This window comes from Ruegeria sp., assembly GCF_040830605.1.
Taxonomy (GTDB): domain Bacteria; phylum Pseudomonadota; class Alphaproteobacteria; order Rhodobacterales; family Rhodobacteraceae; genus Ruegeria.
This window is the reverse complement of the sequence record NZ_JBFOMD010000001.1, coordinates 300,560-314,014: the sequence shown is the minus strand read 5'-3', so window position 1 is coordinate 314,014 and position 13,455 is coordinate 300,560. Positions and strand designations below refer to the sequence as shown.

10 protein-coding genes are annotated in these 13,455 nt (G+C 65.7%); 6 read left to right on the top strand and 4 right to left on the bottom strand.

Translation table 11 applies throughout. The annotated features are described in order from the left end of the window. Nucleotide 1: 1 nt before the first annotated feature. The 4 genes from AB3N21_RS01440 to AB3N21_RS01425 all read right to left on the bottom strand — a co-directional run bounded on the left by AB3N21_RS01440 (nucleotide 2) and on the right by AB3N21_RS01425 (nucleotide 6,220). The gene (locus AB3N21_RS01440) at nucleotides 2-514 is read right to left on the bottom strand and encodes a thioesterase family protein (RefSeq protein WP_367933542.1); all 513 of its coding nucleotides are present in this window, start codon (nucleotides 512-514) and stop codon (nucleotides 2-4) included. 115 nt (nucleotides 515-629) lie between these two features. Continuing rightward, nucleotides 630-3,410, bottom strand: coding sequence for a formate dehydrogenase subunit alpha (fdhF, locus tag AB3N21_RS01435; protein ID WP_367933541.1), 2,781 nt, complete (start codon nucleotides 3,408-3,410; stop codon nucleotides 630-632). Nucleotides 3,411-3,548: 138 nt separating this feature from the next. Then, nucleotides 3,549-5,252, bottom strand: coding sequence for an NAD(P)H-dependent oxidoreductase subunit E (locus AB3N21_RS01430; protein ID WP_367933540.1), 1,704 nt, complete (start codon nucleotides 5,250-5,252; stop codon nucleotides 3,549-3,551). Nucleotides 5,253-5,338: 86 nt separating this feature from the next. Further along, nucleotides 5,339-6,220: a LysR family transcriptional regulator gene (locus tag AB3N21_RS01425; RefSeq protein ID WP_367933539.1), complete on the bottom strand. Its 882-nt coding sequence runs from the start codon at nucleotides 6,218-6,220 to the stop codon at nucleotides 5,339-5,341. A 99-nt stretch (nucleotides 6,221-6,319) separates the two neighbouring features. On the opposite strand from AB3N21_RS01425, the gene AB3N21_RS01420 reads away from it, so the two are divergent. From AB3N21_RS01420 to AB3N21_RS01395, 6 genes are read left to right on the top strand one after another with little or no spacing between them, the layout of a single operon-like run. Then, a complete protein-coding gene (locus AB3N21_RS01420) occupies nucleotides 6,320-7,225 on the top strand; it encodes a xanthine dehydrogenase family protein subunit M (RefSeq protein ID WP_367933538.1) in 906 nt (301 codons plus the stop codon). Beyond that, entirely contained in the window at nucleotides 7,209-9,956 is a 2,748-nt protein-coding gene (locus tag AB3N21_RS01415) for a molybdopterin-dependent oxidoreductase (RefSeq protein ID WP_367933537.1), read from the top strand. Before AB3N21_RS01420 ends, AB3N21_RS01415 begins: the two co-directional genes overlap by 17 nt. Beyond that, nucleotides 9,946-11,427, top strand: a complete 1,482-nt coding sequence (locus tag AB3N21_RS01410; protein ID WP_367933536.1) for a 6-hydroxynicotinate reductase — start codon at nucleotides 9,946-9,948, stop codon at nucleotides 11,425-11,427. Before AB3N21_RS01415 ends, AB3N21_RS01410 begins: the two co-directional genes overlap by 11 nt. Nucleotide 11,428: 1 nt before the next feature. Next, nucleotides 11,429-12,292, top strand: a complete 864-nt coding sequence (locus AB3N21_RS01405) for a UPF0280 family protein (protein WP_367933535.1) — start codon at nucleotides 11,429-11,431, stop codon at nucleotides 12,290-12,292. Then, the gene (locus tag AB3N21_RS01400) at nucleotides 12,285-12,866 is read left to right on the top strand and encodes an amino acid synthesis family protein (RefSeq protein WP_367933534.1); all 582 of its coding nucleotides are present in this window, start codon (nucleotides 12,285-12,287) and stop codon (nucleotides 12,864-12,866) included. Before AB3N21_RS01405 ends, AB3N21_RS01400 begins: the two co-directional genes overlap by 8 nt. Continuing rightward, a complete protein-coding gene (locus AB3N21_RS01395; protein ID WP_367933533.1) occupies nucleotides 12,863-13,444 on the top strand; it encodes an amino acid synthesis family protein in 582 nt (193 codons plus the stop codon). Before AB3N21_RS01400 ends, AB3N21_RS01395 begins: the two co-directional genes overlap by 4 nt. The last annotated feature ends 11 nt before the right edge of the window (nucleotides 13,445-13,455 follow it).

The following is a 13,455-nucleotide window of genomic DNA, read 5'->3' as shown; positions in this document are numbered from 1 at the left end:
GCTAACGGCGGATGCCGATGGGGCGGCCGATCTGGGGCGCGGGCTCCAGCCCGTTGTGGTCCTTCAGCATCCGCGCCAGCCGCGCCACGGCCCAGTCCGGATACGGGGCCGAGCGTCCGGTATCGTGGCTGACATTCATGAACAACCCCTCCTGCGTGGCACAGAGCGCACCGTCCGCTTCCGCAAACATCTGCGCAAAGTAATGCCCCCGCTTGTGATCGTGATCGAGCAGCCGGATATGGTAATTGAACCGCTCGCCCTGCCGCACCTCGCGCAGGAACTGCAGGTGCGACTGCAGGATATAAGGCCCCTGCCCGGAATGCGTGACCATATCGCCGCCCATGCCCAGATGGTCGGTCAGCATCACCTCGAACGCCATATCGAACGCGACACCGTAATAGCCCACATTCATGTGGCCGTTATAGTCGATCCACTCCGGCCTCACGTCGAAACCGGGCACCACCACGGGTGCCGGATAAGGGCCGTCATGGCCGCCGGGCGGGGTCTGGGTCATCGCTCCCTCCTGTCGTTCACCGTCAGCTTGCCCGTCTCGTAGGCGGTGTCCAGAGGCACCAAAGAAAAAGGCGGCCCCATTGGGACCGCCTCAACAACGTTCATCGCCAGCGCGTCTATTCTGCCGCGATGGCCTCGACCTTTTCCACCCGGATCGCCGAGAACTTGAACTCGGGGATCTTGCCATAGGGGTCGATGGCCGGGTTGGTCAGGATATTCGCCGCCGCCTCGACATAGGCGAACGGGATAAACACCATATTCTCGGCAATCGCCCGGTCGGCCCGCGCCATGATCTCGATCGAGCCCCGCCGCGTGGTCAGCCGCACCATGTCGCCAGGCTCGATCCCCATCAGCTTGAGCGTCCGGGGGTTCATCGAACAGTTCGCTTCCGGCTCGACGGCATCCAGAACGTTGGACCGGCGGGTCATCGACCCGGTGTGCCAATGTTCCAGCTGACGCCCCGTGGTGGCGATCATCGGATACTCGTCATCCGGCGCCTCATCCGGCGGGATCACGCTGGCCGGCGTGAACTTCGCCCGCCCCCCCGCGCGCGGGAACCCGTCCCCGAACACGATCGCCTGACCGGGATCGGTCTCGCTCAGCGACGGATAGGTGATGGTCTCGGTCTCCAGCCGCTCCCAGGTGATGTTGTCGAGCGATTCCATCGTCAGCTTCATCTCGGCAAAGACCTGGGACACATCCGTGTACTCCCAGTTCAGCCCGATCCGCTGCGCCAGCTCGACCGTGATCGCCCAATCCTCGCGCGCCTCGCCCGGAGGTGCCACCGCGGGCCGCACCCGCTGCACCTGACGGTTGGTGTTCGACACCGTGCCGTTCTTTTCATAGAGCGCCGAGGCCGGCAGGATGATGTCGGCATAGTTTGCCGTCTCGGTCAGGAAGATGTCCTGAACGATCATCAGATCCAGCTTGGCCAGCGCCTCACGCGCGTGACCCACATCCGGATCGGACATCGCCGGGTTTTCGCCAAGAATATACATGCCCTTGATATTGCGGGCATAAATCTGGTCGATGATCTCGGTGACGGTCAGGCCTTTCTCGTTCGAGAAATCCTCCGACCCCCAGACAGAGTTGAACTGAGCGCGAATACCGTCATCGGTGACCGATTTGTAATCCGGCAGGAACATCGGGATCAGGCCCGCATCGGACGCGCCCTGCACGTTGTTCTGCCCCCGCAGCGGATGCAGACCCGCACCCGGTTTGCCGACATTGCCGGTCATCAGCGCAAGGCTGATCAGGCAGCGCGAATTGTCAGTGCCGTGGATATGCTGCGACACGCCCATGCCCCAGAAGATCAGACCGGCCTCGGCATTCGCAAAGATACGGGCCACGCGGCGCAGCTGATCCGGTTCGATGCCGCAAATCTCGGACATCTTCTCGGGCGTGAAGGCGCGCAGGTGCTCTTTCTCGGCCTCCCAGTTCTCGGTCCAGCGGTGGATATACTGGCTGTCATACAGCTCTTCCTCGACGATCACGTTCATGATCGCGTTCAGCATCGAGACATCGGCACCCGGCCGGAACTGCAGCATCTCGGTGGCGAATTTGCGCATGCCGACGCCGCGCGGGTCCATCACGATCAGCTTGCCGCCGCGCTTGGTGAACTGCTTGAAGAAGGTGGCCGCAACCGGGTGGTTTTCGATCGGGTTGGCCCCGATGATGATCGCCACATCCGCGTTTTCGATCTCGTTGAACGTCGCGGTCACCGCGCCCGAACCCACATTCTCGATCAGCGCCGCCACCGAAGAGGCATGGCACAGGCGGGTGCAGTGGTCGACATTGTTATGCTTGAACCCCTGCCGGATGAACTTCTGGAACAGATACGCTTCTTCGTTGGTGCACTTGGCCGAGCCAAAGCCCGCAACGCTGCGCGGGTCTTCGTCCCTCAGCGCCGTGAGCTTGGTGGCGGCCAGATCCATCGCCTCTTCCCAGGTCGCTTCGCGGAAATGGGTCGACAGATCGCCCGGATCGACGTTCAACCCCTTCTCAGGCGCATCCTCGCGCCGGATCAGCGGCTTGGTCAGGCGATGCGGGTGGTGAATGTAGTCAAAACCGAACCGGCCCTTGACGCACAGGCGGCCTTCGTTCGCGGGGCCGTTGATGCCCTCGACATACTTCACCTTGCCATCCTTGACCTTCAGCGAGACTTTGCAACCCACGCCGCAAAACGGGCAGACGCTCTCGGTCTCGGAATCGTAATCCTTGCTGTCGCCAAGTTGCCGATCGTCAAGCACCGTGGCAGGCATCAGAGCACCGGTCGGACAGGCCTGAACACATTCGCCGCAAGCGACACAGCTCGAGGCCCCCATCGGATCGTTCTGATCGAACACCACCTGCGCGGTATGCCCGCGACCGGCCATGCCGATCACGTCATTCACCTGCACATCACGGCAGGCGCGGACGCAGAGGTTGCAGTTGATGCAGGCATCCAGATTGACGCGCATCGCCACGTGGCTGTCATCCAGCAGCGGGATTTTCTCGGGCTCCTTCGCCGGGAATCGGCTCTCCGAGACGTTATTAATCCCGGCCATGTCCCAGAAATGGCTCGACGCGTCATGCGGCTGCTCGGGCTGATCCGCCACCAGCAGTTCCATCACCATCGCGCGCGACTTCTCGGCGCGGTCGGTGTCGGTCTTGACCACCATCCCGTCCACCGCCGGGCGGATGCACGAGGCGACCAGCGTGCGCTCACCCTCGACCTCGACCATACAGGCCCGGCAGTTGCCATCGGGCGTGTAACCCGGCGCAGGCTTGTGACACAGATGCGGGATCACCAGACCCCGGCCATTGGCCGCTTCCCAGATCGTGGTGCCCTCGGGCACGGTGACGTCATCGCCGTTCAAGCTGAAGGTGACGGTCTTGGTTGGGCTTGCATCAAGCATGGCGCACCTCCGTGGCGAACGTGAAAATGAGGGCGGCGCCCGGCCCGAGGGGTGGGCGAGAAGCGCCCGCCCCATGGGGGCGGGTCGGGCGCTGCCCGGCGGTACCCGCCGGGCTAGAGATCGGATCGAAGCGCATCCTCAGATCTCCTCCGCAAAATGCTTCATCACCAGCCGGATCGGGTTCGGCGCTGCCTGCCCCAGACCGCAGATCGAGGCATCACCCATGACCTGACACAGATCCTCCAGCAGGTCCTGATCCCAGCGCTCGGCCTCCATCAGCTTGACCGCCTTTTCACACCCCGCCCGGCAGGGCGTACACTGGCCACAGCTTTCGTCCTCGAAAAACCGCAGCATGTTCAGCGCCGCATCGCGGGCGGTGTCCTGATCGGACAGAACCACCACGGCGGCGGAGCCGATAAACGTGCCCAGCGGCTGCAACGTGTCAAAGTCGAGCGGGACGTCGTCGATCGAAGCAGGGAGAAGACCCGACGACGGCCCGCCCGGCTGATACGCCTTGAACGCATGACCCTCGGCCATCCCTCCGGCGGCCTCGATCACATCCAGAATGGTCGAGCCTGCGGGCAGCAGGTAGACCCCCGGCTTCGCCACCCGGCCCGAGACCGAATAGCTGCGCAGACCGGTGCGGCCGTTCTTTTGAACGGAATTCAGAACCCCCGGGCCCTCCCGGCACACCTTGGCGACCCAATGGAGCGTCTCGACATTGTGCACGAGCGTCGGGCGATCAAAGACCCCCACCTGCGCCACAAACGGAGGACGGTGACGCGGCAGGCCCTTCTTGCCCTCGATCGACTCGATCATCGCGCTTTCTTCGCCGCAGATATAGGCACCGGCCCCCCGGCGCAGGTCGATATAGCCATTGGCGACGATACCGGCCTCTTCCAGCGCTGCGATCTCACGGCGCAGGATCTCCAGCACCGCCGGGTATTCGTCGCGCATGTAGATAAAGCAGGTCTCGGCCTCGACCGCCCAGGCGGCGATCAGCATGCCCTCTAGGAAGACATGCGGCGTGCGTTCCAGATAGTAGCGATCCTTGAAGGTGCCCGGCTCGCCTTCGTCACCATTCACGGCCAGATAGCGCGGACCATCGTTCATGCGGACAAAGCCCCATTTCTTGCCCGACGGGAAACCGGCCCCGCCGAGCCCCCGCAGCCCCGAGGCCAGAACCTGTTCCTGTACCTGCTCCCAATCGCCGCCCTCGCGCAGCTCTCTCAGCTTGGCATAGCCGCCATCCGCGGAATAACTGGCAAAATCCTCATACTCGGGCAGATGCGCATGGGTGTCCCCCACCGCGATGGCGGCATCGACCTTTTCCGGGGTCGCATGGTCGATATGATTGTGCCCGATCTCCAGCACCGGCGCGGTGTCGCACCGGCCCATGCAGGGCGCCCGCAGCACACGCACTTGTGAGGCATCCAGCCCCTCTTCCAGCGCCTTTTTCAACTGCTGGGCACCGGCCATCTCACACGACAGGGAATCACAGACCCGGATGGTCAGCGCGGGCGGCGGCACCTCATCCTCTTTCACCACGTCGAAATGGGCATAGAAGGTGGCGGTCTCATAGATCTCGGCCTGCCCGATCCGCATCTCGACCGCCAGCGCGGCGATGTGATCGGCGCTGATATGGCCATGGGCATCCTGAATCAGGTGCAGGAACTCGATCAGCAGGTCGCGCCGGCGCGGACGGTCGCCCAGCAGACGCTGCACTTCGGCCTGCGCCTCATCCGTGAACTGACGGCCCTTGGGCGTGCGCCGCCCCTTGCCTTTACCTGACTTCCAGACGCCCTTTGGCGCGCCTGATGGCTTGGTATCCAATGGTGCCATGATGCCCTCCGATTGAGATCCCCGTCTCTCATCAGCTCATCATATCGTCAAATCGCAAAACTCAATCGCACGATAACGACAAATTATCACCTTAAAGAGGATACCACACGCCGCAACGCCGCCACTGTCGGCAGCTCCGGATCGCGATCCAGGGTCGCCAGACAGATCGGTTTCGACACCTCCGGCTCGACCAGCGGCAACACCGTCGTCCCCGCCGGATCGCCCAGCGCTCGGATCAGCACGCGCGGCACCACCGCCGCGGCCAGCCCCTCGCGCGCCATCACCATGGCGGCGGTAAACCCGCTGGTCTCGGCCACCACGCGCGGATGCAGGCCCAGCTCGGCAAAGATACGGTCCAGAATGCGGCGGTTCTGCATCTGCGGCTCCAGCAGGCACAGCGGAAACTCGGCCACCCGGGCCCAGGGAATCGGGCCGGTCTCGTCGGTCATATGCGACGGCACCAGCAGGACGTAGCTCTCTTCATACAGCGGCTGCACATGCCGCAGATCGGTGCCGATACTGTCGCCATAGGTGATGCCCGCGTCGATCCTGCCATCGTCCAGACCCTGCTGGATCGCGGTCGAGGACATCGAATCGATCCGCGCCACGATCTTGGGATGCGCCTGATGCAACCGGCGCACCAGCCGCCCGGTAAAGGCCAGCGCCGTCGGGATCACCCCGAGGATAAGCGCGCCGGAGATCTCGCCCCGGATCGACGCGACCTCCTGCTCCAGCGCCTTGGTGTCGCCCAGAATGCGGCGGGCGCGTCGCACGATCATCTCGCCCTCTTCGGTCAGGCCCTGAAACCGGTTAGCGCGGCGCACGATGGACAGGCCCAGCCGATCCTCCAGATTGCGGATGCGCATCGAGAACGCAGGCTGCGAAATCCCGCATTCCTCGGCCGCCTTGGCGAAATGGCGATGCCGCGCCAGGGCGCTGAGCAGTTGCAGGTCACGCAGTTCGATCACTTGGGTAGTCCTCGGGCCGGGTCCGGCCTTACAATAGCGATGGCGGCACCGGACGAAACCCCTGTTGCCGCAGGGCGGCGAAGCCCGCCGTTGACAGAAATGCGATTCGCTCAATATCATTCGCATACTAACGAGATTGACCTTCGGGGGGAGATCGGACGTTTGCACTATTTCGCGCCGACCGAGTTGGACGAAGCACTGGACCGCCTGTCCGCGGGTCAGGTCCGGATCGTCGCCGGAGGCACCGATTTCTACCCCTCGCGCAGGGACGGCGCACCTCAGACCGACCTGCTGGACGTCACCCGCATCGCCGGGCTGAGCGGTATCACCCGCAACGACACCGGCTGGCGCATCGGCGCCGCAACCCGGTGGAGCGATATTGCCCAGGCCGATCTGCCCCGCGCCTTTGCCGGGCTTCAGGCCGCCGCGCGCGAGGTGGGTGGCATCCAGATCCAGAACGCCGGAACCGTGGCGGGCAACCTGTGCAACGCCTCGCCCGCTGCCGACGGGGTGCCGCCGCTCCTGACGCTCGGGGCGCAGGTCGAGGTCGCCTCGGCCAACGGTCTGCGCACCCTGCCCCTGACCGATTTCATCACCGGCGTGCGCCGCACCGCTCTGACCGGGGATGAGATGGTGACCGCGCTCGTGCTGCCCGAACCGCCCGCCGGGGCGGTCGGCAGCTTCGAAAAGCTGGGCGCGCGGCGATATCTGGTGATCTCGATCACGATGACGGCGGCTCTGATCGCGCTGGACGATACCGGGCGGATCGCGCACGCCCGGGTGGCGGTCGGCGCCTGCTCGGCAACCGCCCAGCGCCTGCACCACTTGGAGGCCGAGCTGATCGGGATGACACCCGACGCGGCGGTCGTGACCCCGAACCATCTTCATCCGCTCAGCCCGATCGACGATGTGCGGGCCAGCGGTGCCTACCGGCTGGACGCGGTGGCCGAGCAATGCCAGCGGGCCATCAAAACGGCGGGAGGGTCTGATGGACTGGCGGGTTGAAAACGACACTGTCGGCTTCTCGCTGAACGGCCACCCCGTCAGCCCCCGCCCCCGCGTGGGCGAACGCCTCTCCGAAACCCTGCGCGAACGGCTCGGGGCGCGCGACGTCAAGATTGGCTGCAATGCCGGTGATTGCGGCGCCTGCACCGTGCTGGTCGATGGCGATCCGGTCTGCGCCTGCCTGATGCCCGCGCATCAGGCCGAGGGACGCGCGGTCGAAACCCTGGCCGGGTTCATGCAGAACGATCCCCTGATGCAGCAACTGGCCGACAGCTTTCAGGCCCACGGGGCGGCGCAATGCGGGATCTGCACACCGGGCATGATGGTCGCCGCACTGGCCCTCCTGCGCCGCACGCCTGACCCAGACGAGCTCGCGGTCAAGGACGCCCTCGGAGGCGTGCTCTGCCGCTGCACCGGATACCGCAAGATCATCCGCGCGGTGATGGAGGTGGGAACCACTCCGCCGCCTCCCCCCACCGGAGAGGTCGGCGCCGCCATCCCGCGTCTGGACGGGCTGGCCAAGGTCGCAGGGAATGAGCTTTACGGCGACGACGTCGCCCCTGCCAGAACGCTGGAGGTTCGGCTGATCCGCTCGCCCTACCCCCGCGCCGGGTTCACACTCGGCGGTCTCGACGCCTATGTCGCCGCCACCGACGGCATCGAAACCGTCCTGACCGCCGCCGACATACCGGGCCGCAACCTGTTCGGCACCATCCCCGACTTCATCGACCAGCCGGTCTTCGCCGAGACCGAGGCGTGGTTCCGCGGCGACCCGGTCGCCGCCGTCGTTGGCACCCCCGAAGCGTTGGCCACCCTCGACCCGGCCCGGTTCCCGGTCACATGGGACGAACGCCCACCGGTCGACGATGTCCACGAGGCCATGGCCCCCGAAGCCCCCCTCCTGCACGACGGGCGCGAAGGTAACCTGATGTGCGCCGGGCTGGTGCAATGCGGCGATCCCGAGGCCGCACTGGCACAGGCGGATACGGTGGTCGAAGGCCACTACCGCAGCGGTTTCGTCGAACACGCCTATATCGAGCCCGAGGCAGGTTTCGCCCAAATGGCCGACGGGCGGGTCGAGGTCCATGCCTGCACCCAGGCCCCGGTAATGGACCAGGAATCACTCGCCGATATCCTCGGGACGGACCGCTCTCAGGTCCGCATCATCCCCACGGCGGTGGGCGGCGGCTTCGGCGCCAAGCTCGATCTGTCGGTGCAGCCCTATCTGGCGCTGGCCACGCTCAAGACCGGCAAGCCGGTCCGCCTGACCTATTCCCGCACCGAGTCGATGCAGGCCACCACCAAGCGCCACCCCTCCGACCTCCACCTTCGCATCGGCGCAACCCGGGACGGGCGGCTCAGCGGGTTCACCTTCGACGGCCTCTTCAACACCGGCGCCTATTCCAGCTGGGGGCCGACCGTGGCCAACCGCGTGCCCGTCCACGCCTCCGGCCCCTATCGCGTGGCTGATTATCGCTCCGAGGCCAAAGGCATCCACACCCACAACCCGCCCGCCGGCGCCTTCCGCGGCTTCGGCGTGCCGCAGGCGGCCATCGCGCAGGAATGCCTGTTCGACGAACTGGCCGACACGCTGGGCATCGACCGGCTGGAGTTCCGCATCCGCAACGCGCTGGAAAACGGCACCCCGACCGTGTGCGGGCAGGTGTTCGACCAGGGCGTCGGCATCCGCGCCTGCCTCGAGGCGCTGCGCCCCGCCTGGGACACCGAACGCACCGCCGCCGCCGCGTTCAACACACAGAACAACACGCTCAAACGCGGTGTCGGCGTGGCGGCGGGCTGGTACGGCTGCGGCAACACCTCGCTGCCCAATCCCTCGACCATCAAATCCGGCATCCGCGCCGACGGCACCGTCATGCTGCACCAGGGCGCCATGGATATCGGCCAGGGCGCCAACACCGTCATCGCCCAGATATTCGCCACCGCACTCGGGGTGCCCGTGGACAGCCTGCACCTGATCGGCCCCGACACCGACGTCACCCCGGACGGCGGCAAGACCTCGGCCTCGCGCCAGACCTATGTCTCGGGCAACGCCGCGCGGCTTTCGGGCGAAGCGCTCCGGGCGCAGATCCTCTCCCGCGTCAACGCCAGCGCCGAGGCGCAACTGGAGATCCACACCGGCACGATCCGCATCACCGACCGGGGCGACACCCACGACATCGACCTCACCGCCCTGCCCCCGGACGCCGAAGGCTACGTCCTGCGCGCCGAGGAAACCTATGACCCGCCCACCAGACCGCTCGACGAAAACGGACAGGGCATTCCCTACGCCCAGTTCGGCTATGCCGCGCATCTGGCGGTGATCGAGGTCGACACACGGCTCGGTACCGTCAAACCGCTCCGCTTCACCGCCGCCCATGACGTCGGCCGCGCCATCAATCCGCTGCTGGTCGAGGGCCAGGTCGAAGGCGGCATCGCCCAAGGCCTCGGCATGGCACTGATGGAGGAATATCTCCCCGGCACCACCGAAAATCTGCATGACTACCTGATCCCCACCATCGGGGACATCCCGCCCATCGACACCATCATTATCGAGGAACCGGACGCCCACGGCCCCTATGGCGCCAAGGGGCTGGGCGAACACGCGCTGATCCCAACCGCCCCGGCGCTGCTCAACGCCATCCGCGATGCCTGCGGCGTACAGATCACCAAGGTTCCCGCCACGCCCGCGCGCCTGCGGGCCGCCATCCGAGAGCAAAGCCATGACCGCTGAGCGCATGAAACCGGAAAAGATCCGCTGCGACGCCTGCCCGGTGCTCTGCTACATCGCCGAAGGCCGCTCGGGCGCCTGCGATCGCTACGCCAATCACGGTGGCGAACTTGTCCGACTCGACGCGCTGACGGTGATCGAACACACCGACCAGAAACTGGTGCCCTTCATGAAGGACGCCCGCCCCGACGAATGGGATGGCGACATCCTGCAAGGCAGCCGCCCCTTCGTCACCGCCGTGGGTGCCGGCACCACCTATCCCGACTACAAACCGGCCCCCTTCATCGTCAGCCAACAGGTCGCGGGCGTCGACATGGTCACCGTGGTGACCGAAGGCATCTTCTCCTATTGCGGGGTCAAGGTGAAGATCGACACCGACCGCCATATCGGCCACGAGCGCGATGTAGTGCGGGTGCAGCGCGAACCCATCGGCCACGTGATGACCTCGGAATACGGCTCCAAGATGCTGTCGCTCGGCGGGGTCGAGCATCTTACGGGCGGTTCCAAGAAAGAAGGCCGCGTGACATGCGACGCGCTGCTCCGGCTCTGCAACCGCGAGGCGGTCGAGATGGTAATCGGCGAGCCCGGCCACGAGACGACCGTGATCGTGCAGGCGGGCCAGGCCCCCATCATCAACGGGATCGAGGAAAAGCTGATGCGCGTCGGCTGCGGTTCTGCCGCCATCGGCATGTTCGCCAAGCAGTGGATGGGCCATGCGGACGAGGTGGTGGTGGTCGACGATCACATCACCGGTGTGCTCAGTGAGCATCAAGCGGGCAAGATGCTGGACGTGCCGCCCACCGGCATCCGCATCAAGGGCCGCCGCTCGACCCCGGGGCGCTATTTTCAGGTGGCCGAACCCGGCACCGGCTGGGGCGGCACCGACATCACCGACCCGCTGGTGATCCTGAACACGTTCAAACCCGAGGTCGCCTGGCCCGGTCTGCGCCTGCTGATGGTCTCGACCACGGGTGAGCAATATGCCTATTTCGAACTGGACGCCGACCTGACCCCACAACCGGTGGAAACTCCGCAAGCGCTCAAGGCCTCCGCCGACCTGATCGCCGAAAATTGCGAGCCCTCGGTCTGTTCGGTCCTGTTCATGGGCGGCGCGGGCGGCTCGCTGCGCGCGGGCGTGACCGAGAACCCGGTGCGTCTGACCCGGTCGGTCAAGGACTCGCTGGCCTATGTCTCCTGCGGCGGCGCCGACAGCTATGTCTGGCCCGGCGGCGGCATCACGGTGATGGTGGATGTGCTGGACATGCCCACGCAATCCTTCGGATACGTCCCCACCCCTGCGCTGGTCGCCCCCATCGAGTTCACCATGCGGGTCAGCGACTATCAGGCGCTCGGCGGGCATATGGACCAGATCACTCCGGTCGCACAGGTGGTCTCGGACAGCGACCGCAAGGTGACGCCCGAGGACACGAAGTCCGACCCGATGAACCGCAAGAACTATCGCTGGGCCAGGTGATATGGGACCGGTGGCCGCCATATTGCCCTGCGGGACCCGGCTGCATCTGCAGCACGGGCCGATCGACCTGGTTATCGGGGCAGATGGCAGGCGCGCCCGCGCTTTCGAGGCCGCCCGCGCCCGGTTCGACACCATCCTGCAGGAACTGGTTGACGAGTTGCAAACGCTGCGCACGCCGATGACACCGGACGCGCCGGAACCGACAGGCCGCGTCGCGCGCCGGATGGACCGGGCCGCCCGCCCCCATGCCGCCAGTTTCGTCACCCGAATGGCCGCCGTCGCAGGTGCCGTCGCCGATGAGGTGCTGGATGCCATGACGCAGGCCGCGCCACTACGCCGCGCCTATGTGAACAACGGCGGCGACATCGCCATTCATCTGACCGGAGACGAGACATTCTCGATGGCGATGCGCGGTCTCGGCGGTAGGGACCTTGGCCGCATCACCCTCCACACCTCGGACGGGATCGGAGGTCTCGCCACCTCGGGCCTCGGCGGGCGCAGCCTCAGCCTCGGCATCGCCGACAGCGTCACGGTTCTCGCCCGCAACGCGGCAGCAGCGGATGTGGCCGCAACGCTCATCGCCAACGCGGTGGACCTGCCCGGCCATCCGGCAATCCGGCGCGTCGCGGCCCGCGAGCTGCGCGACGACAGCGATCTGGGCAGTCGGCTGGTCGTGGTCCAGTGCGGCGATCTGACCGAAAACGAGGTTTGGCGGGCTGTACAAAACGGACATAGGGTGGCCCAGGACATGTACAAAACGAACATAATACGCGCCGCGCACCTGAGCTTGCGCGGCAGGTCCTGCCAAGCAGGAGGCCTCGATGTGATCGCCCCGAGCCGAGCCGAGGTCGCCGAACATGCCTGATGTCGTGCTGCGAAAAACGGTCTCCTCGCTCGAAGAAATCTACCACGAGGGCGGCCCCGTCTCTGACACTCCCCTGCGCCGCGCCTCGGTTCTGGCCATCATATCCAACCCGTTCGCCGGGAGTTATGTGACTGAAATTCAATCGTTTATGGAAGACCTCAAGCCCCTCGGCCTGCAAATGGCGCAAAAGCTGCTCGACATGCTGGGTGGGCCTGAGACCGTTGAAGGCTACGGCAAAGGCTCTCTGATCGGCGAGGGTGGGGAGCTGGAACATGGCGCGCTGTGGCACGCACCGGGCGGATACGCCATGCGCCAGCTTCTGGGCAAGGCCAATGCAATCGTGCCTTCTTCCAAGAAAGTCAGCGGGTTAGGCGCGCGCCTCGACGTGCCGATCACCCATATCAACGCCGCCTATGTGCGCAGCCACTTCGACAGTATGGAGGTCGGCTGCAACGACGCCCCGCGTGCAGACGAACTCGCCTTCGCACTGGTGATGACGACCGGCCCGCGCATCCATTCCCGCTCCGGCGGGCTCGAGGCCTGGCAGATCGAGGGAGAGGACGGACTGAGATGACCAAGATTCGCAAGATCGCCGTGAATGTCGAGGAAACCTATATCGAGGCAGGCCGCGACATCGCCCCGCCCACCCGCAAGGCCGTCGCGGTGGCGGTGATCGAAAACCCGTGCGCCGGACGTTATGTCGAGGACCTGTCCGAGTTGATGGAAACCGGCGCCGAGCTGGGCGCCCTGCTGGGCCGCCGCTGTGTCGAGGCACTGGGCATCGCCCCGGAACAGGCTGAAAGTTATGGGAAATCCGCGATGGTGGGCGAGAATGGCGAGCTGGAACACGCCGCCGCTATCCTGCATCCCAAGCTTGGCGCACCGCTGCGCAAGGAGGTCGAGAAGGGCGCGGCACTGGTGCCGTCGTCCAAGAAGATGGGTAGCCCCGGACAGGTACTGGACGTACCGCTGGGCCACAAGGACGCGGCTTATGTCCGCAGCCATTTCGACGGCATCGAGGTCCGCCTGAACGACGCCCCGCGCGCGGGTGAAATCATGGTCGCCGTGGCCGTCACCGACAGCGGCCGCCCCCTGCCCCGCGTCGGCGGGCTGACGGCGAATGAGGCCGAGGGGAAGGACGGTTTGCGCTAATCGCATGACCC

Excerpts from the sequence above, each read along its gene's own strand:
- AB3N21_RS01430 (WP_367933540.1), bottom strand. The coding sequence starts at position 5,252 with ATGGCACCATTGGATACCAAGCCATCAGGCGCGCCAAAGGGCGTCTGG.
- AB3N21_RS01400 (WP_367933534.1), top strand. The coding sequence starts at position 12,285 with ATGCCTGATGTCGTGCTGCGAAAAACGGTCTCCTCGCTCGAAGAAATC.
- AB3N21_RS01395 (WP_367933533.1), top strand. The coding sequence starts at position 12,863 with ATGACCAAGATTCGCAAGATCGCCGTGAATGTCGAGGAAACCTATATC.
- fdhF (WP_367933541.1), bottom strand. The coding sequence starts at position 3,410 with ATGCTTGATGCAAGCCCAACCAAGACCGTCACCTTCAGCTTGAACGGC.
- AB3N21_RS01420 (WP_367933538.1), top strand. The coding sequence starts at position 6,320 with ATGCGATTCGCTCAATATCATTCGCATACTAACGAGATTGACCTTCGG.
- AB3N21_RS01440 (WP_367933542.1), bottom strand. The coding sequence starts at position 514 with ATGACCCAGACCCCGCCCGGCGGCCATGACGGCCCTTATCCGGCACCC.
- AB3N21_RS01415 (WP_367933537.1), top strand. The coding sequence starts at position 7,209 with ATGGACTGGCGGGTTGAAAACGACACTGTCGGCTTCTCGCTGAACGGC.
- AB3N21_RS01405 (WP_367933535.1), top strand. The coding sequence starts at position 11,429 with ATGGGACCGGTGGCCGCCATATTGCCCTGCGGGACCCGGCTGCATCTG.
- AB3N21_RS01410 (WP_367933536.1), top strand. The coding sequence starts at position 9,946 with ATGACCGCTGAGCGCATGAAACCGGAAAAGATCCGCTGCGACGCCTGC.